We start from the raw sequence: 18622 nt of genomic DNA, 5'->3' as shown, positions 1-18622 counted from the left end.
AAAGGTGTCAGTGCTCCTTCTCTTCCGGTTAGTGGTTTACCTTCTCTTATAGATGACAGGATATTTGTCTCTAATTCTTGATAGTTTACTAATCCAACATAGTTGTTTGCTCTTTTTTCTTTCATTTGTTAAACCTCCATTTTTTATATCATTAATATATCATTTTTCGGTTTGACACAGTTTATTTAACACTCCCCAAGTTGCCGCGCTTACACTATAGCCTAACTTTTGAGTGGACCTATCTGCGGTGATAAATAGATTTTTAGCACTCGATCTTTATTGCTCTGCTCTGAATTCTGGCTATATTATCTGCAGATTTCACTGACGCAATTTCGAACTTTAAGTCGGCATCCATAAACAATTTTACAGATTTGCCGAAAAAATCATATCTCCATCCCCTAAATAAGTCTTGTGTTTGCCCAGATATTGATTTAATTAATTCATCTTTTGATGCAACTAATTTGCGTGACATATTATTTTCTTTACACTTACCTTCTAAAATAATCGATAATATATCAAATACAGACTTATCATAATTATCCAATGAAATATTGGCATGTTGCATGCAGTACTTCTCATTGTCGTTAAAAATATTTATGAACTCCAATAAGTCTTCTTCCTTTACGTTTTTCGCCTTTTTTTTCAATTCATCTAGAATTTCATCAACACGTTCCACGTTTCTCTCAATTAAGCCAACAATTACAGCATTGTTGATTATCTTATTACGATTTACATTATAACGCTGTGCTAAGGTTTCTTGCCATTCACTAACTGCCTTAACAGTTAACATTAATTGTGGATGATTAAATTTTATTCTTTTCCACGCATTTTTGGGATGATGGGTATATCTGTTTATATCGCCTACTGTATGCATCTCTTCTTGAAACCAACTAGCCCTACCACTCTCTTCAAGCTTGTCACACAATATTTGATATAGGTCATACAAATAGGTCACATCATTTATTGCATAATCCAATTGTTCTTCAGATAGTGGTCGCTCCAACCAATCTGAATTTTTAGCTTTAAGTTTATCCAAGGTTATTCCCATATATTGCTCTATCAATTTCGAATAACCAATAAAATCATAATAATAAGTACAAAACATAGCAGCAACTTGGGTATCAAAAATAGGAGCAGGAATATCTTTAAACACAGTCAATAAAGATTCCATATCCTGCTTACAGCTGTGAAATACTTTTGTTATTTCTTTATTGAGCATTATTTTCTCAATGGCTGATAAATCAATTTCTGGTGCCAATGCATCCACAATAAAACTCTTTTCCCCATAGGATACCTGTACTAATGATAATTTTGGATAGTAAGTTATATTATTTCTAATAAACTCGGTATCAACTGCTATGAATTTTGGTTTTACTGTATTTAATTTTTCGCACGCATCTTCAAGTTCAGATGTGGTAACTATTAACATATACTTTCCATTTTGCGGTTTTATTGTATCACAACTTTTACAATTAACGTAAAAGTGTTTTTAGAAGCTATAAATCCAGTTTAAGATTAAAGCTTAAGATTAAAGCTTAAGATTAAATCTTATCAATTTTTAATATTAACATTTATGTTTCAATGGAACGAAAATCATGCAGCAATCGCCACCGGTGGTAGAAAAATGGGCAGCTGGTGCAGTACAAAAATTTCAACAGATACGAGAGATATAAAAAAAGGTGATTTATTTATAGCCCTAAAAGGAAGCAATTTTGATGGTCATAATTTTTTGGATGAAGCATTTGCAAAAGGAGCTACTGCGGCAATAATAAGTGAAGATAGATACAAAAACTTTCCCTTAATTATTGTAAAAGATACACTAAAAGCCTTACATAATATGGCATCATACTACATAAAAAATGTTCTTGTTGGTGCTAAAGTTATTGCAGTTACAGGTAGTGTGGGAAAAACTACTACAAAAGATATGCTACATACCACTTTATCACAATATGGTGTATCTCATGCAAACAACGACAATTTAAATAATAACATAGGATTGCCCCTCACTATACTTGCAGCCCCACAAAATTGTGAATACTTAATTCTTGAAATGGGAATGAGTAAAAGTGGTGAAATAAAAGAATTATCAGAGATCAGCAATCCGGATATTGCAATTATTACTAATATTGAGCATGCACATACTGCAAATTTCTCCTCTTTGTTTGATATTGCACAAGCGAAATTAGAAATACTGCACAGGATGAAAAGCAACGGTATTCTAGTATTAAATAAGGACAATCAATATTATGACTATTTATCATCGCAATCTGATAGACATATCGTAAACTTTGGCAGATACCAAGATGCCATGATTCACTTACTAGACTTAACAAGAAGTCACAGTGGATTAGTTTTAAAAGTTAAATTAAGCAACGATAAAATTATAAACTGCAATTTGCACGTGCAAGGAGAGCACTTTATTTACTCTGCATTAGCTACTATAGCAGTTATGGAAATCTTAAATCTCGAGTTGCCACAGAATGCATTTGCAACTTTCAAGGTCCCAAACGGCAGAGGAAATATTTATAGCACTCAATATAAAGAGAAACACATATGGTTAATTGACGATTCTTATAATGCTAGTCCTGCGTCAATGAAGGCTGCTATAAGAACTTTAGGGATACATTCTAATAAAAGAAAGGTTGCATTACTTGGTGATATGCTAGAACTTGGTGATGAAAGTACAAAGTTTCATAGAGAGCTATGTGACTTTATCACAGAGTGTAACATAGATAAAGTTCACACAGTCGGTGGGCTGATGTTAGAGCTACATAAACTGTTACCAGATGAAATACAAGGTATGCATTTTAATGATTCTCATCAACTAGAAAATAATTTAAATGACATCATTCAAAACAATGACGTAGTTTTAATTAAAGGCTCACGAGGAGTAAAAATGGATCTTATAGTGCAGAAAATTTTATCTGTATGACTTAATAGACCTCTTTGTAACTGTGGTTAGCAAAAAATATAGCAATTATATAAGAAATCTTTATTATATATAATTTGGCTTAAAAAGTTGACAAAAGTTATTAATTTATTTATCATTGATATATATATTATGATTGTAAAAAATGAGTAAAGCACCTGATAAGCAAAACCATAATCCAGCTTTTATTGGATACCCTAAATCTACTATTGTACTTGCTACCTTATTATTAGGTTCATTATATACTATTGCTACTGCAGACAAAACTTCAAAACAAATTCAGGTTGTTTGCGCAATTATAGCAGCAATTGCAGTTATGGTAATAATAAGTTCATTTGTGGCAATTTTCTGCAATAGAAATAACAAAAAAGACGTACAAGAAAATACTGTTGATGCAAGCAGCAATGTAGCTAATGTGAGTACGCAGACAAATTTCGCTGAGAGGGGTACACAGACAGACAATACAAAGAAAAGCGTAGTTGAAAGGGGTACACAGACAGATGATACACAGATAAGTGTAGTTAACATGAGTATACAGACGGAAAACCCACCTGAGAGGGCACAGGTAGCTACTGCAAAACCAGCTGCAAAACCAGCTAGTATGGCACCACCTCCTCCACCAGAGCCTATACCAGCACAGCTTAATAATGGTTATAAGCAGCCAAATGCACAAACACAAGCAATTACTGCAGAACTAGTGGCAAAGACACCTAATGCAGGTGCACAAAATTTTTATGATGATTTGCAAAATGCAGTTCAGATTCGTAGAAATGCTGTTGAAGCAAAAAGTACTACGGTTTCTACTACACCTTCTACAACACCTCCTGCTGTAAAGAGTATGGCACCACCACCTACTCCACAAAAGCCTCAAGTACTTCCTCCTATGTCACCTCTACCTCTACCACCATTTATAAATGGTATAATATCACCCACACCACTACCTCCAAAAACTACAAAAACAGAGCCTCAAGCTAGCAATCAAAATAATGGTAGCAACCAGTACCAAGATCCTACAGCTGTAAAGAGTATGGCACCACCACCACTACCTCCGAAGCCTACAAAAGCGAAGTCTCAAGCTAGCAATCAAAATTTTGATATACAAATGCATCAAGTACTTCAGCAGCGTAAGATTGCCAATTATGGCACAGAAGATTCTATGTCAAGTAGTCAATTGACAGGTATTCTCAATACACAGACAGCACACGTAATACAGCAAAATGCTGGTGTAAGCAGTAATATGGCTCCACCTCCTCCACCAGAGCCTACAAAAGCGAAGCCTCAAACTGGCAATAAAAATAATATTCCGGTAGAAAATAGAGATGCTCTTTTTAAACAAATAAGAAAAGGTGTTAAACTAAAGTCAGCTGATGCAAAACCAGCTGCTGCAAAGCCAGGCACGGGTAATATAGTTACTGATGCACTGCGTGACCAAGTTGGAACTATAATGACTAAATCCTTTACAGCTGCCGCACAAGAGAAGAAAGCAATGCATGATTTACAGTACAGCTTTCATAATGATTTTAGTTTGTACCCAAAATAATTTTAGTGACTAAAAGTAATATAGACAGTATAATTAAAAGGTAGACCTCTGCAAGCTTCCCACCAGAAATCAAGTTTGCACGAGGTCTCACGGATCTGCTGAGGCTTGCATAGGTTTTTAAACTTTACAGATTTTTCAGGTCATTTATAGTTTTTTGTATATCTTCAGCCTTGAATATTGCTGAACCTACAACTAAAATATCTGCACCTGCTTGTATAACTTTAGCTGCATTAGAAAGATTAACTCCACCATCCACTGAAATTTGTGTACTGAGATTACGTTCCTGTATCATCTTCTTCACCACAGATATTTTATCTAATTGTGAATGAAGAAAATCCTGTCCACCAAAACCTGGATTCACAGACATAATCAACACGATATCCAGCTCATGTATTATATATTCCAGCACGTTCGTATGGGTTGAAGGAACAATTGCAACTCCAGCTCCAACCATTTTTTTTGTATCATTTATATTTTTATATGACTTTATTTTTTTTATTAATCTTTCAAGGTGTATTTCTGCCTCTGCATGTATAGTAATTATATCAGCACCTGCATTGACAAAGCTTTCAATGTGATTCCCTGGAGAGTTAATCATAAGATGTACATCAAAAGGAAGTGTACTGTATTGACGTACTGCCGAAATAACACTTGGACCAATTGTAATATTAGGAACAAAATTTCCATCCATTACATCTATATGCACATAATCTACAGCCAAGTCGTTAATTTTCTCTACCTCTTCGCCTAGTTTGGCAAAATCTGCTGAGAGTATAGATGGTGCAATTTTTATACCCATAAGTGTGTTTTCTTATTAAAAGAAAAAAGTAACCTATATCTCACAAAAAAAAAAGGATTTCGTTTTAAAGGCCAATTTTATTTATGATATTTTTATAATAAAAAATTATAAGCTTAAATCAATGATCGAAATATTTTCTTCATCAAACATGTCATCATTACCATCGATAGTCAAAACATCTGGAGGAGAAATAATAGTTCTACTATTGCCGACCCTCATCCCTATCACCCCAAGCTCTATGGCAAGCGGTACTTTTTTATCACCAACTTTAAATTGTACTGCTTGATTCTCTATTTGAAGTTCACCGTTATGTTTTCTGATGCTATACTTAATTGATATCTCATCACCGCACTTTACTTTTTTACCAAATTTGTTAGTTAAGTTATCAAAAATCATGAGGTTATTGATTGATTCAGGATACTTATTTTTCACTTCTATCAGCTTGACATAATATGAATCAACATTTTTATTGTCATCATTTACTAGCACTACACGCTCTCCGCCCTCTTTCATTCCTATCACTCCCAAGCTTAGCTTATCTCTACCTATCTCCAAGGTAACATCAGAAGTCTGAAAAGGTAGTATGTTGCCACCGGACATCTTATGTATCTGCAGCGAGACTTGTTGACCACAAAAAGCTTTACTCCCCTCCCCTTCAGCAATTTCGTAAAAATTTACTAAATCCACTTCCGTTTGTTGTTTCATTTCTTCCAAATATTCAGCCAAACCATTTTTTTCGATATAACGATCAAACGCCGACTCAAGCAGCGGCTTGATTAGATAGTGTGCAACAGTTTGCACTAGACCTTCATGTGTAGCATTCATTTCATAAGGTCTATCTTTTTTTGCTGGTTTATTTTTGTTAATGTGCACAACGATAACAGTAAAGGCAATTGTCATCGTCAAGATCATTACTATAGAAATTAATAATTGTAGTATAATCTTTTTAACCATTGTTTTTTATTTGACTCAATAAGTTATATAAATAATCAGTGTTGCCTGAAAGTATACTTAAATTTTGTAAAGCTTGGTTAAAGAGATCTTCTATATAACTCTTCACTTTGTTTTTGCTAATTAAATTATTTTGTTCATAATCTGCAATATCATCATTAGCTTGAAAGATAAGCCCTAGATGCGTTCCATAGTTATACAATGCTCTTCGTTGCTCATTTGTTGCACTACCTATTATAGCACCTATTTCACATGATACTGCAAATAGCTTAGCGGTTTTCAATAAATGAATATTTTTTATATGGTCAGAATCGACATTCTCGTTACCTTTACTTTCGATATCTAGAACTTGTCCTCTTACCATACCTGCATGTCCTATTGCTTGAGACAGCACCTTTATAATCTCACAACATTTCTCGTCGTTCAATGAAGATAAAGTTTCAAAAACAAGAGTAAGCAATGCATCCCCCGCCAGTACTGCTGTTGCTTCATCAAATTTTTTATGGCAGCTTGGTTGGCCCCTACGAGTATCGCTATTGTCCATACAAGGCAAATCATCATGAATAAGAGAGTAAGCATGTACAAATTCAACTGCTACAGCAATCGGTAATACTCTTTCAATTGCAACATCAAAGACTTGAGCTGAAGCTATAACCAAAGATGGACGTATATATTTTGCCGGAGCAAGTAATATATAGCGCATTGCTGATATAAGCTTATCTTGGTTGTTTTCAGGCACAAGCCTCTCTATTTCTGCAACAATTAGCTGTTTCATAATGGTAATTATAAATCTAAATTCTGAAAATAACTAACATTAAGATATTGCAAACATGAAAATTTCTTTATAATAAAAAATAGGTTATTTTTTTATAAACGATGAGTAATGAATTGGCAAAAAACAACAGAGAAGATATAGAGGCAAAAGTGAAAAAAATTATACTGGATCATATTAGTAAAGATACAGAAAATTTCAATAGTTCTTCGAAATTATCAGATCACGGTGCTGACAGTCTAGATGCGGTTGAAATAATTATGGCAGCAGAAGATGAGTTTGGAATCGAGATTCCAGATGAAGATGCACAGCAAATGGAGACCATGGATAATATAGTTGAGTATATCAGTAAGAAAAAATAATTAGTGTCAAATGAGCAGAAGAGTAGTAGTTACTGGCGTTGGCTTAATTACTCCGCTAGCAGCGAATGCTGCGAGCACTTGGTCAAGATTGATAGCTGGCAAGTCTGGTATCAAGGCAATCAGTAAAAGTAGATTTGATGTTTCTGATCTTGCTTGTAAGGTTGCAGGACAGGTACCATTACAATCTGATGGTGTTGAACATTATTTCAATCCGACAGATTACATTCCTGAAAAGGATCTAAGAAGAACAGATCTTTTTATTCATTATGGTATAGCTGCAGCAGTACAGGCTGTAGAAAATTCCTTGATCTTAGAGAATTTGCACATCGATAAAAGCCGTGTAGGCGTAGCTATTGGTTCTGGCATCGGTGGTCTACCGGTTATTCAAGAAAATGTTATTACCATGCAAGAAAAAGGGCCGAGACGTGTAAGTCCGTTTTTTGTCCCTGCAAGCCTAATAAACTTAATATCTGGGCATGTCTCAATGAGATATGAGTTTACTGGCCCCAACGATTCAGCAGTTACAGCTTGTGCAACAGGTGCACATGCGATTATAAATTCCGCAAGAGCTATAAAACTTGACGAAGCAGACATAATGATTGCAGGTGGAGCAGAAAGCGCATTATGCAGGGTTGGCATTGCAGGTTTTGCATCTATGAAAGCACTATCAACTAAATTTAACGATAGACCTGAGAAAGCGTCAAGACCATGGGACAAAGAACGTGATGGATTTGTCATTGGCGAAGGCGCAGGTATTTTAGTTTTGGAAGAATACGAGCATGCAAAAAGCAGAAATGCAAAAATATATGCTGAACTTATTGGCTATGGGTTAACCGGAGATGCATATCACATCACTGCCCCGCACCCAGAGGGAAAAGGAGCTTTAAAGGCAATGCAACTTGCTTTAAAAAGTGCACAAATCAATACCGATCAAATTGGATATATAAATGCTCACGGAACTTCAACACTACTTGGAGATCAAGTTGAAGTAACAGCAATAAAGCAATTATTTGGTGACTATGCACACAAAATACCGATCTCTTCAACTAAATCATCCATAGGTCATTTACTTGGAGCTGCAGGTAGTGTAGAAGCAATATTTAGTATTTTTGCATTAAATAGTGAAATTGTTCCACCAACTTTAAATTTACACAACCCTTCAGAAGGATGTGATTTAAATTTTGTGCCGCTTAAAGCTCAGGAACATAAAATTCAATATGCACTCTCCAATTCATTTGGCTTCGGTGGTACAAATGCATCACTTCTTTTTGGCAAGATTTGATATTTTTCTATAATATCTTTCAAGAGTCAACTAAAGTTCAAGCTGCTACGTGCAAAAACTTAAAAAAAAGAAGTAGAGAATTCTCTACTTCTTTGATAGATTTAAGATATTATTTTGCTATACGATTCATAAACGCACTTACTATAGGACCTTTTATAGCAGAAGCTATCATATTCTCATTGATCAATGAGTCAAAAGGTTGATTAGAAACTACAACTTTCTTGTTTGAGTTAAAAATTAAATCCAACTCTGCTTTCATTTCACCAACTGTATTTTTCCCATTAACCTCAGTTAAGCTCACTGAAAAAGATTCACTTTTATCAGTATCAGGTATCTCGCAATGAGTGAATGTAACTTTCACTTCTTTTGCATCATTTGTTGCTGAATTACGCAATAATACAGACAAAGATACTTCGCTTCTATCTACCTCACCTTCTTTAAGTGCGTTGTAGTCAGCAGTTGATAGTGTTAATAGTAACATATCATCTTTTTCAGATATTTCACCATCTTTAATTACTGATGTATCACAATGATCCAACATATACTGCACAGCACCATCTACAACATTTCTCTTTTTAAGCTCTTTTACGTTGTTAATATTCCACTCTACTACCGCATTGGTTTTCGCTACTTTCGCATTAGTCTTCTCTACTGCTGTATTAGTAATAATCTGCTGTACTGCAGTGAAAACAAATGCAAGAGAAAATGCAGCAATAACACCCAAAAGCACTGGTGAAAATCCTGCACCTGCACCTGCAACTGCACCAATACCTAATAGACCAAATAATGTTGGACTAAATATTGCAGCTACTGCCATTACTGTAGCTAATGTACCTATTGTAACACCCACCATAGGGATAATGTTGTTTTTATTCTTAATGACTTCTGTCATTGGTGACGCACTTATCATAAATTCTCCTAAAAAATTAATATTAGTTAAGTATATCTCAACTATATCTATAATTCAATATATTTTAACGATATTTTTATAAATAAAAATAAAATATATTAATATCTTAATGAATTTTACCTACTCTACAAAAAGGCAAGAGGTAGAAAGTTTCACTTCTTTATCATGACTTAAGATTATTTGCAATATTTAGCATGTTCTACTATCACATTTAGATTGACTTATTTTTACAGCATCTGAGTATGAAGGAAGTTCATTCATTTCTATAACTTCTGAATATGAAGGAAGTCGATCCATTTCTATAACTTCTGAACATTGAGTAGGTAAGTTACTATCTACAATTTTTACGTACTGGTTGTGTAAATACGTTAAAGAAATTGAAGCCATTATTGAAGAGATCATACTACCTACACATGAAGCTAGTCTTACGGCAAATTCTGTTTGTGGTGAAGTTGACTTTGATACGCCAAGTAACGATGGATAACACGATGTTATTATTGTTAATATCGTAATCGGTACATTTATCACAACACATACTATATGCGCAATTTTTATTTTATTCACTTTCATACCCCTCTTAAATGAAAATTAGCTATAATATACCTTAGCTACAAATATAATTCTATACCTTTGTATACTATTTGTTTACAATTTTTAGCATATTCTACCATCACATTTAGATTGACTTATTTTTACAGCATCTGAGTATGAAGGAAGTTTATCCATTTCTATAACTTCTGAATATGAAGGAGGCTGATCAACAATTTCTGAAGATTGAGCAAATGAATTACAAATTACAATTTCTGAGGTCTCATTTTCTACGTGCTGCGTTTCATGCAAGCGAAGTAAAGAAGCCATAGTCATTGCTAAAAAACATAGACTACCCACACATGACATTACTCTTATAGCAAGTTCTTCCTGTGATGAAAGTGAAGATAGAGTTGCTAAATAAAATAACGATGGATAAAATAATGTAAATACTGTTACTACCATAATAGATATACTTATCACGGCATATACTAAATATATAGCATTTTTTCTATTTATTCTCACACTTCCCCCTTAAATAAAAATCAGTTAAACATACTTTAGTTACAAATATAATTCTATCTTTTTAGCCCTTTTGCAAAACCTGTCTATTATGAAAGGAGAAGCATACTGCAGTTGAAGAGCATAAGCAAACCTCAAAAAAACAGGTTTCACTATTTTAGGGCATCATAGTAGTGTAAAAGGCACTTAACCAGTTTGGGCTGTTGTATTACAGTCTCTGGCTTCTCATTACTTATATCTAATGCCATCACTTCATCCCCTATTCTCACATCACCAATATTATTTTCACCATTAACTTCAGTTGATGTACTGGTAGATCGATTAGGTGTAATAGTTATAACTTCTACAGCATCTCTGAATTTAACCCCCTTGTTGTCGCATTGAGCAGCAAGTACTGGTTCATCATTTAGGATCTCATCATTTGGGGTTTCACCTTGCTGAACTTTATCTTTTGAGACTTCATCTTTTGAGATTTCATCATTTTGAATGTTATCTTCTATTATATATTCACCGTAGTCGCAATCAGCATATCTTGCGGTTATTCCTATTGAAAGTCCAGAAAGTATACACAAACTCATCACTATGCATACCCTATCTGATAGATCAATATTTAATGGCTGGGATATTACAACTACCGTTGCTACTAAAGTTAATAAACTCATTGTAATACCTACCATAGGCATAATATCTTTTGTTATTTCCATACCTTCACCTCAAAAAAATATACTAATTAAGTATACCTTGATTGGAAATATAATTATATATATTTTGATATAATTTCTTTTGAGTTTTATAAAGGGTAATAAAAAGGTAATAAAAATTAACTTCAAATTTTTCTTTCTAATTTATTACTAATAAATATAATTATTACATGACACATGGTTGGCTTAATATTGATAAACCGGTAGGGATCAGTTCTACAAAAATTGTAACTCAAGTTAAAAAGGCTTTGAATATCAAAAAAGCCGGTCATCTGGGAACACTTGATCCTTTAGCTTCTGGGGTCTTACCAATTGCCCTTGGCGAAGCAACAAAAACAATACCATACCTACATTTTGACTTAAAAGCATATAATTTTACAGTAAAGTGGGGTGAACAAAGAACTACGGATGATTCTGATGGTGAAATTATGAGAAGTAGTTCTCTCAAACCTGATGATAATCAAATAAATTGTGCAATTAAGAATTTCATTGGCCAGGTAATGCAGGTTCCTCCAGTATTTTCTTCACTAAAAATTAACGGTGTAAGAGCATATAAACTGGCAAGAGGTGGTCAAGAAGTAACCATGAAACCACGTTTAATTCATATACATGAACTAAAATTAGTTTCTATGGACGCGACAAATAACAGTTCAAACTTTTCTATGCTATGCGGCAGTGGTGTATATGTTAGGTCAATTGCGCGAGACCTTGGAATTGCATTGAATTGTTTCGGATATGTGACAAAATTAAGAAGAACTATGGTAGGTGACTTTAAGGAAGATGAAGCAGTGACAATTGAACAATTGACAAAAAAAGATAAAATTATTTCTGTTACATCCATTTTACAAACAATACCCAAAATTGAAATTTCTGCAGAAGACGCGAAAAAAATTAAAAATGGTCAAGAAATTATATTAAATAACTTGTGTAATTTAAAGAATTATGATATTTGTTATACGATAATGGGTAGTTTGCCTATCGCAATCTGCAGCTTTATTTATGGTTATATAAAGCCTATTCGTGTTTTTAATATTTGATATAATATATGAGGTTTTTAGATGTCGATAACATCCGAGAAGAAAAAAAAATTAATTAATATATACGCAACTAAGGAAAATGATACAGGCTCATCTTTCGTACAATGTGCAATTTTAACCGAGAGAATCACTAGCTTAACTGAGCATTTTAAGGTGCACAAACATGATCATCACTCTAAGCGTGGGTTACTTATATTGATAGGTAGAAGACGTAAGCATTTAAATTATATAAAGCGTAAATTTGGTAATGAAACCTATCAAGAACTAATAGGAAAATTAGGAATTAGAAAGTAACTGAGGAGTTCAATATGTTTAAAATTATAAAGGAGTCTATAGAATGGGGTGGTCGTACCTTGTCAATAGAAACCGGCAAAATAGCCCGTCAAGCCCATGGTTCAGTGGTTGTAAATTACGGTGATACTTCTGTTTTAGTAACCGTTGTAAGTAAAAAAAAAGAAGAGAGTGTTGACTTTCTTCCTTTAAATGTACAATTTATTGCAAAAGGCTATTCTACAGGTAAAATCCCTGGTGGATTTTTTAAAAGAGAAGGTAAGCCATCTGATAGAGAAACCTTGATCGCAAGGTTAATAGATAGAAGTATAAGACCTCTATTTCCAGATAACTTTCACGATGAAGTTAGCGTAATGTGTAACTTATTGACTTATGATATGGTCAATCCGCCTGAAGTGGCAGCGCTAATTGGTACTGTTGCAGCACTTGCAATTTCTGGTGTACCATTTCAGTCAATAATAGCAGGGATTATGGTTGGTTGCGATGAAAATAACAATTATATACTTAATCCTTCTGTTCAAGAAATCAAAACAAGCAGTTTAGATTTATTTTTATCTGGTGATGAAAACTCTATCTTAATGGTTGAATCAGAAATAAAACAACTTTCTGAGGAAGACATCATTAATGCTATAAAATTCGGGCATGAGCATCTTCAGCCTGTTATTAAATGCATAAAGCAGTTTGCTGATAAAGTTGGAAATAAACCTGCAAGCACTGCAAACATTGCAACTGTTGATGTATCAGATATAGTGCAAGAACTTGAGAAAAATAGTAAAGCTTTTGAAGAAGCGTATTCAAAAAAAATAAAACAAGAGCGGGTTCAAGCTTTGGAAGTTGTGAGAGAAAATATAATAAATACTTTTAAAGAAACTGACAAAGAAGAAAAGCTAGTCACATATACAATGAAGAATTTTGAACGTTCTTTAGTGCGCAAAATAATTAAAAAAGCAGGTGTTAGAATAGATGGCCGCAAGTATGATGAGATACGTCAAATAGAGATTGAAGTTGATATCTTACCTAAAACCCATGGTTCTGCTTTATTTACTAGAGGTAACACTCAAGCATTAGTTGTTACTGCTCTTGGCACTACGCAGGATGAGCAAATTGTGGATGATATTGAGGGAGATAGACGCGAACATTTTATGTTACATTATAATTTCCCTTCATTTGCTGTTGGTGAAACATCTGCTGCACGTGCACCAGGTAGGAGAGAAATTGGTCATGGTAAACTTGCTTGGAAAGCAATTCATCCGGTTTTACCTGATAAATCAGAATTTCCTTACGCAATTAGAGCAGTGTCTGAAATTCTGGAATCTGATGGCTCTTCCTCTATGGCAACAGTTTGTGGCGCATCTCTTGCCCTGATGGATACAGGAGTACCAATAAAAGCTCCGGTTGCGGGAATCGCCATGGGTCTTATAAAAGACAAAGATGACTATGTAATACTCTCCGATATACTAGGTGACGAGGATTATTTAGGTGATATGGATTTTAAAGTCGCAGGAACTAGTACAGGAGTTACAGCACTACAAATGGATATGAAAATTTCTGGCATAAGCTTTGAAATCGTTGAAAAATCTCTAGAGCAAGCAAAAGCTGGTAGATTACATATTCTAGAAAAAATGAATGCTGTCATTTCAGAACATAGTGATGATGTAAAAGAACATGCACCAAGAATAGTATCATTTTACATAGATAAAGAGAAAATTGCAGCCGCTATAGGTACTAAAGGAAAAAATATACGTAACATATGTGAAAAAAGCAATGCTAAAGTTGAAATAGAAGATGATGGCAGGATTTCCATTTTTGCTACGAGTAATAGTGAAGCTGAAATTGCAAAAAGTATGATTATTAGTTCCATAACAGAGCTAGAAGAAGGCTCTATAGTGGATGCTAAAGTTATAAGAATAGATAAGTCTATCGTAGAACTTGAGCTTTGTAGTGGCAAAAAGGGAAAAATGCATATCAGTGAAGTAGCTAATCAACACATAGAATCTATAGATAGCATACTAAAGGAAGGTGATATTTTTAAAGCATTAGTCATTGACTTCGAAAAGGGTGGATATCCAAAATTGTCAAGGCGCAGGGTTAATCAAGAAACAGGAGAGTTTTTTGAAGGTGAACTTTATAATGAAGAAAAAAAAGATGGTTCACCCGATAGGGGAAACCACTATGGTAATTCATTTAATAAGAAACCTGGATTTAAAAGACCTTCTCGTCCTCGTTTCAACAACAAAGGTAGACCGAGATTTGGCAATAATAATGATGATCCATCAACAGGTGGTGGCTTCTATTAAACACCTTCTTTGAAATATAAAAGCCTCTGGCAAGAGGCTTTTATACTTTCCTGATTATAAAGAAAGCCTTTAGCGGTGATCGCAGAAATGGTCAGCATCTAATCATTTATTTTCAAAGCTTGGATAAAAGCATTTTGTGGAATATTTACATTTCCTATAGAATGTAGTCTCTTTTTACCCTTCTTCTGCTTCTCAAGGAGTTTCATCCTTCGCGTCACGTCCCCACCATAAAGTTTAGCTGTAACATCCTTTCTATATGGATTAATCGTCTCTCTGGCAACAATTTTGCCACCAACTGCCCCTTGAATTGCAATTTTGTACTGCTGACGCGGTATTAAGTCCTTCAGGCGTGCACATATTTCACGTCCTCTTCTTTCTGCCCTGCTTTTATGTATGATACAAGCTAGTGCATCTACCGGTTCTCCATTGATTAAAAAACTTAATTTTTCTATTTGACTTACTTGATAGCTGGAAATTTCCCAATCTAAACTTGCATATCCTTTAGAAATTGATTTTAATCGATCATAAAAGTCAAAAACAACTTCGGAAAGTGGTAATTTATATTTCAAGAGTGCTGTTGTTGTATTGCCAACATATGATAGATCATCTTGTTCTCCCCTCCTCTCTTCACATAAAGATAGAACCTCACCTAAATATAGATCGGGAACCATTATCGTCGCAGTAATCCATGGTTCTTCCACAATTTCAATTTTAGTTGGATCTGGCATATCATTTGGGTTATGAATATTAAGAGTTTCGCCGTTTTGTGTTGTAATTTTATAGATGACACTCGGTGCAGTTGCTGTTAGATCTAAATCAAATTCTCGCTCGAGCCTTTCTTGTATCACCTCAAGGTGTAACATGCCAAGAAAACCGCAACGAAATCCATAGCCAAGCGCATTTGAAGTTTCAGCCTCAAAGGTGAAACTAGCATCATTTAAGTGTAATTTCTCTAACGCTTCTCTTAAATATTTGAAATCGTCAGTGTTATTAGGAAAAATACTACAAAATACCACAGGGTGTACTTCTTTAAAACCTGGCAGTGCTTCACTACAAGGCCTTTTTTCTTCAGTAATAGTATCACCCACTCGACAGTCTGCAACCTCTTTCATTGAAGCAGTAATGAAGCCAACTTCTCCAGCAGAAAGCTCTTCCGTCATAACTTTTTTGGGAGTAAAAATACCGATGTTATCCACTTGATATGTAGCATTATTGGACATCATAACGATTTTCATACCTTTTTTAAGCACACCATTTTTAATGCGTATTAGAATTACTACTCCTAGGTAAGTATCATACCAACTATCAACTAAAATTGCTTGCAATGGTGCATTCACATCACCTTGTGGAGCTGGAAGTTTTTTCACTATAGCTTCCAATACATCTTTTATACCAAAACCTGTTTTGGCTGATATCAAAACTGCCTCGCTGGCATCAATACCAATTACTTCTTCTATTTGAAGTTTCACTTTTTCTGGATCTGAAGCAGGAAGATCAACTTTGTTAAGTACAACTATTATCTCATGATTGTTATCAATAGCTTTGTAGACATTTGCAAGAGTTTGCGCTTCAACTCCTTGACTACTATCAACTACTAAAAGTGAACCTTCACATGCAGCTAAACTGCGACTTACTTCATATGAAAAATCGACGTGCCCTGGAGTATCCATAAGATTTAAGCAATACTGATTACCATCACTAGCTGTATAACTCAGTCTTACAGTTTGTGCTTTTATGGTAATGCCACGCTCACGCTCTATATCCATAGAATCAAGTATTTGATTTACCATTTCTCTTGCCTCAAGACCGTTACATTCTTCTATTAAACGGTCAGCAAGTGTTGATTTACCATGATCTATGTGCGCTATTATTGCAAAATTTCTTATGTTACCCATGCTTTTTTACTTTGGAATTAAAGTAAGTTTACATTTTAAGTCACATAAGAGCAATAATTAAGGTTGCATTGAGAAAATCTATTTATATGCAAGTAAAACAAGAAAAAACTTTTAAATATTAATTTTTGTGTTAACATATTAAGTCCAATATATTAAATAAGGAAATATAATGTTAAATGCGGAACAAGAATTAACTATAGAACAAAAATTCATTCAAGCCATGAGAAGTGGAAATTTAGAAGAAGTAAAGAAATTTATAGATAATGGAGAGATAGGTATTAATACCGGATACTCAGGACCTATAGGTGATGGAATTGTTCTTGATGGTGATACTCCACTCCATATAGCAACTTTCTTTGGACATTTAGATATCATGGAATACTTGATAAGTAAAGATGCCAACTTAAGTGCAAGATGTAACTTCGGGAATACTCCCTTGGCTAATGCTATTATGGCTAATCAACTTGAAGCTTTTAAATTTTTGATTGCACGAAGTAACGATCAAATTATACATGCACAAAATAACTTAAGAGAAACTTTGTTACACATGGCAGCACAAGATAATCGTCATGAATTTATTGAGGTATTGATTGCTAAAGGGGCAAATCCTATAATACTTTATACATTCTTTAGAAACTCTATTATAAAAAAAGACTTTGATACAGCAAAAAAGTTATTTTCTAATTTACCATTGAATGATGAAGTATATAAATTAATATTTTTCAATAGCTCTTCATCCCTTCCTATGTTTTATGTTATGCAACAAAATGATGATTTGCACAAGATAAACAATCTCCTTATAGAAAAGGTTCCTAGTAAATTTTTATGCGGGGACGTACCACAAAACACAGGAAGTAATTGGCCGTATATAGATTTCATTTTTTCGTTTGCGCAAGACTGCATACCAAAGTTGCTTGAAACACTTGCTGAATCAGGTAGAGATGACATTTTCATAAAAGAAGAAAATATTGCTAATCTAATGAGTAGGATAAAGAATATAGAGACAACAGGCACGCCTTATTACGAGAATGAAGATTTTGCAGCTTATTCTTGTTCCAGAAATAACGCAGACTATGAGAACGCAGAAAAGGCTATTGCAGAACATTGCAAAAGGAATGCTGTTACTGGAAGGTATCATATATATCACTACCTTGTACCTCTAAAAGGTTGTGATGACGAGTTCAAACAATATTTCAAAGATATTTATAATGTCATAAAATCCAGAAATCTTAGCGAGGCAAAGAAAGATTCCGAAGACTCGAGTAAGGTAAAAAAATGTTTAGCAGACAAGTTCAAACAATATTTCAAAGATATTTATAATGCCATAAAATCCAAAAACCTTAGCGAGGTGGAAGAAGGTTCTGAAGACCTTAGCAAAGTAGAAAAAAGTTTGAAGTTGATTACAGATGCTTTAAACGCTAACACACATAATATCAATGTTGATGCTGTCCATGAAGCATTAATTCTATTAGTAGAAAAGGCTGAACTAAACAAGGCTGGACTAAACAAAGACATAATATATAGCATTCTTAAGTGTCAAGCTGATATAACTTATCCTGAAGAATGGAAAGATCCTGAAGAATGGCAAGATGGCAGCCCTGAACCACATTTAGGTAGTGTAGACATTCAAAAAGAAAGGAGTTATAATAACAATTTTTGAGAGAAGCTAAGGATGTTATACGACTTAAAAGATAAGCAATGGGAAAGGATAAAGGAGAGTTTACCCGGAAAGAAAGGGGATAGTGGAAGGAGTGCAAAGGACAACAGAAAGTTCATAGCAGCAGTGATGTGGATAGGGCGAACAGG

At 34.2% G+C, this 18622-nt stretch carries 17 protein-coding genes and 1 pseudogene; 8 read left to right on the top strand and 10 right to left on the bottom strand.

Annotation, left to right across the window (positions count from 1 at the left end):
- Both IC220_RS03115 and IC220_RS03110 read right to left on the bottom strand, forming a co-directional pair.
- Positions 1–125: pseudogene (locus tag IC220_RS03115) on the bottom strand (IS256 family transposase); the annotation flags it as partial.
- 137 nt (positions 126–262) lie between these two features.
- Entirely contained in the window at positions 263–1429 is a 1167-nt protein-coding gene (locus tag IC220_RS03110) for a ribonuclease D (RefSeq protein ID WP_188153131.1), read from the bottom strand.
- Positions 1430–1573: 144 nt separating this feature from the next.
- Between IC220_RS03110 and IC220_RS03105 the strand changes: the two genes are divergently transcribed.
- Both IC220_RS03105 and IC220_RS03100 read left to right on the top strand, forming a co-directional pair.
- Complete coding sequence (locus IC220_RS03105) at positions 1574–2932, top strand: UDP-N-acetylmuramoyl-tripeptide--D-alanyl-D-alanine ligase (protein WP_188153130.1); 1359 nt, start codon at positions 1574–1576, stop codon at positions 2930–2932.
- A gap of 142 nt (positions 2933–3074) precedes the next feature.
- The gene (locus IC220_RS03100) at positions 3075–4469 is read left to right on the top strand and encodes a hypothetical protein (RefSeq protein WP_188153129.1); all 1395 of its coding nucleotides are present in this window, start codon (positions 3075–3077) and stop codon (positions 4467–4469) included.
- A 124-nt stretch (positions 4470–4593) separates the two neighbouring features.
- Here IC220_RS03100 and rpe read toward each other — a convergent pair whose 3' ends face one another.
- The 3 genes from rpe to IC220_RS03085 form a co-directional block, all read right to left on the bottom strand.
- Positions 4594–5268: a ribulose-phosphate 3-epimerase gene (rpe, locus tag IC220_RS03095; protein WP_188153128.1), complete on the bottom strand. Its 675-nt coding sequence runs from the start codon at positions 5266–5268 to the stop codon at positions 4594–4596.
- Positions 5269–5373: 105 nt separating this feature from the next.
- Positions 5374–6222, bottom strand: a complete 849-nt coding sequence (locus IC220_RS03090; RefSeq protein WP_188153127.1) for an FKBP-type peptidyl-prolyl cis-trans isomerase — start codon at positions 6220–6222, stop codon at positions 5374–5376.
- Entirely contained in the window at positions 6215–6994 is a 780-nt protein-coding gene (locus IC220_RS03085; protein ID WP_188153126.1) for a polyprenyl synthetase family protein, read from the bottom strand. Before IC220_RS03085 ends, IC220_RS03090 begins: the two co-directional genes overlap by 8 nt.
- A 101-nt stretch (positions 6995–7095) precedes the next feature.
- Between IC220_RS03085 and acpP the strand changes: the two genes are divergently transcribed.
- Both acpP and fabF read left to right on the top strand, forming a co-directional pair.
- Positions 7096–7353 carry an acyl carrier protein gene (gene acpP / locus IC220_RS03080; RefSeq protein WP_188153125.1) on the top strand — a complete coding sequence of 86 codons (258 nt, stop codon included), beginning with the start codon at positions 7096–7098 and terminating at the stop codon, positions 7351–7353.
- A 10-nt stretch (positions 7354–7363) separates the two neighbouring features.
- Positions 7364–8635, top strand: a complete 1272-nt coding sequence (gene fabF, locus IC220_RS03075; RefSeq protein ID WP_188153124.1) for a beta-ketoacyl-ACP synthase II — start codon at positions 7364–7366, stop codon at positions 8633–8635.
- A gap of 109 nt (positions 8636–8744) precedes the next feature.
- Here fabF and IC220_RS03070 read toward each other — a convergent pair whose 3' ends face one another.
- The 4 genes from IC220_RS03070 to IC220_RS03055 all read right to left on the bottom strand — a co-directional run bounded on the left by IC220_RS03070 (position 8745) and on the right by IC220_RS03055 (position 11299).
- On the bottom strand, positions 8745–9545 hold the full coding sequence (locus tag IC220_RS03070) for a hypothetical protein (RefSeq protein WP_188153123.1): 801 nt from the start codon (positions 9543–9545) through the stop codon (positions 8745–8747).
- 189 nt (positions 9546–9734) lie between these two features.
- Positions 9735–10109: a hypothetical protein gene (locus IC220_RS03065; RefSeq protein ID WP_188153122.1), complete on the bottom strand. Its 375-nt coding sequence runs from the start codon at positions 10107–10109 to the stop codon at positions 9735–9737.
- 90 nt (positions 10110–10199) lie between these two features.
- Positions 10200–10598: a hypothetical protein gene (locus IC220_RS03060; RefSeq protein ID WP_188153121.1), complete on the bottom strand. Its 399-nt coding sequence runs from the start codon at positions 10596–10598 to the stop codon at positions 10200–10202.
- Between the two features lie 149 nt (positions 10599–10747).
- Entirely contained in the window at positions 10748–11299 is a 552-nt protein-coding gene (locus tag IC220_RS03055; protein WP_188153120.1) for a hypothetical protein, read from the bottom strand.
- A gap of 167 nt (positions 11300–11466) precedes the next feature.
- Here IC220_RS03055 and truB point away from each other — a divergent pair, with 167 nt between their 5' ends.
- The 3 genes from truB to pnp are packed head-to-tail and all read left to right on the top strand — an operon-like array spanning position 11467 to position 14921.
- On the top strand, positions 11467–12333 hold the full coding sequence (gene truB, locus IC220_RS03050; RefSeq protein ID WP_188153119.1) for a tRNA pseudouridine(55) synthase TruB: 867 nt from the start codon (positions 11467–11469) through the stop codon (positions 12331–12333).
- 21 nt (positions 12334–12354) lie between these two features.
- On the top strand, positions 12355–12627 hold the full coding sequence (gene rpsO, locus IC220_RS03045) for a 30S ribosomal protein S15 (protein ID WP_188153118.1): 273 nt from the start codon (positions 12355–12357) through the stop codon (positions 12625–12627).
- A gap of 14 nt (positions 12628–12641) precedes the next feature.
- Positions 12642–14921 (top strand): polyribonucleotide nucleotidyltransferase, encoded by a 2280-nt coding sequence (gene pnp, locus IC220_RS03040; protein ID WP_188153117.1) that lies wholly within the window; start codon positions 12642–12644, stop codon positions 14919–14921.
- A 98-nt stretch (positions 14922–15019) separates the two neighbouring features.
- Here pnp and lepA read toward each other — a convergent pair whose 3' ends face one another.
- The gene (gene lepA, locus IC220_RS03035) at positions 15020–16816 is read right to left on the bottom strand and encodes a translation elongation factor 4 (RefSeq protein ID WP_188153116.1); all 1797 of its coding nucleotides are present in this window, start codon (positions 16814–16816) and stop codon (positions 15020–15022) included.
- A 169-nt stretch (positions 16817–16985) separates the two neighbouring features.
- On the opposite strand from lepA, the gene IC220_RS03030 reads away from it, so the two are divergent.
- Positions 16986–18476: an ankyrin repeat domain-containing protein gene (locus IC220_RS03030; protein WP_188153115.1), complete on the top strand. Its 1491-nt coding sequence runs from the start codon at positions 16986–16988 to the stop codon at positions 18474–18476.
- The last annotated feature ends 146 nt before the right edge of the window (positions 18477–18622 follow it).

This window comes from Wolbachia endosymbiont of Pentalonia nigronervosa (genome assembly GCF_014534705.1).
GTDB lineage: Bacteria > Pseudomonadota > Alphaproteobacteria > Rickettsiales > Anaplasmataceae > Wolbachia.
This window is presented reverse-complemented; position numbering and strand designations above follow the sequence as displayed.

Coding starts and splice junctions, on each gene's coding strand:
- IC220_RS03070 (WP_188153123.1), bottom strand. CDS start 9,545: ATGATAAGTGCGTCACCAATGACAGAAGTCATTAAGAATAAAAACAAC.
- IC220_RS03100 (WP_188153129.1), top strand. CDS start 3,075: ATGAGTAAAGCACCTGATAAGCAAAACCATAATCCAGCTTTTATTGGA.
- acpP (WP_188153125.1), top strand. CDS start 7,096: ATGAGTAATGAATTGGCAAAAAACAACAGAGAAGATATAGAGGCAAAA.
- truB (WP_188153119.1), top strand. CDS start 11,467: ATGACACATGGTTGGCTTAATATTGATAAACCGGTAGGGATCAGTTCT.
- pnp (WP_188153117.1), top strand. CDS start 12,642: ATGTTTAAAATTATAAAGGAGTCTATAGAATGGGGTGGTCGTACCTTG.
- IC220_RS03055 (WP_188153120.1), bottom strand. CDS start 11,299: ATGGAAATAACAAAAGATATTATGCCTATGGTAGGTATTACAATGAGT.
- rpe (WP_188153128.1), bottom strand. CDS start 5,268: ATGGGTATAAAAATTGCACCATCTATACTCTCAGCAGATTTTGCCAAA.
- IC220_RS03085 (WP_188153126.1), bottom strand. CDS start 6,994: ATGAAACAGCTAATTGTTGCAGAAATAGAGAGGCTTGTGCCTGAAAAC.
- IC220_RS03110 (WP_188153131.1), bottom strand. CDS start 1,429: ATGTTAATAGTTACCACATCTGAACTTGAAGATGCGTGCGAAAAATTA.
- IC220_RS03105 (WP_188153130.1), top strand. CDS start 1,574: ATGTTTCAATGGAACGAAAATCATGCAGCAATCGCCACCGGTGGTAGA.
- rpsO (WP_188153118.1), top strand. CDS start 12,355: ATGTCGATAACATCCGAGAAGAAAAAAAAATTAATTAATATATACGCA.
- IC220_RS03030 (WP_188153115.1), top strand. CDS start 16,986: ATGTTAAATGCGGAACAAGAATTAACTATAGAACAAAAATTCATTCAA.
- IC220_RS03090 (WP_188153127.1), bottom strand. CDS start 6,222: ATGGTTAAAAAGATTATACTACAATTATTAATTTCTATAGTAATGATC.
- lepA (WP_188153116.1), bottom strand. CDS start 16,816: ATGGGTAACATAAGAAATTTTGCAATAATAGCGCACATAGATCATGGT.
- fabF (WP_188153124.1), top strand. CDS start 7,364: ATGAGCAGAAGAGTAGTAGTTACTGGCGTTGGCTTAATTACTCCGCTA.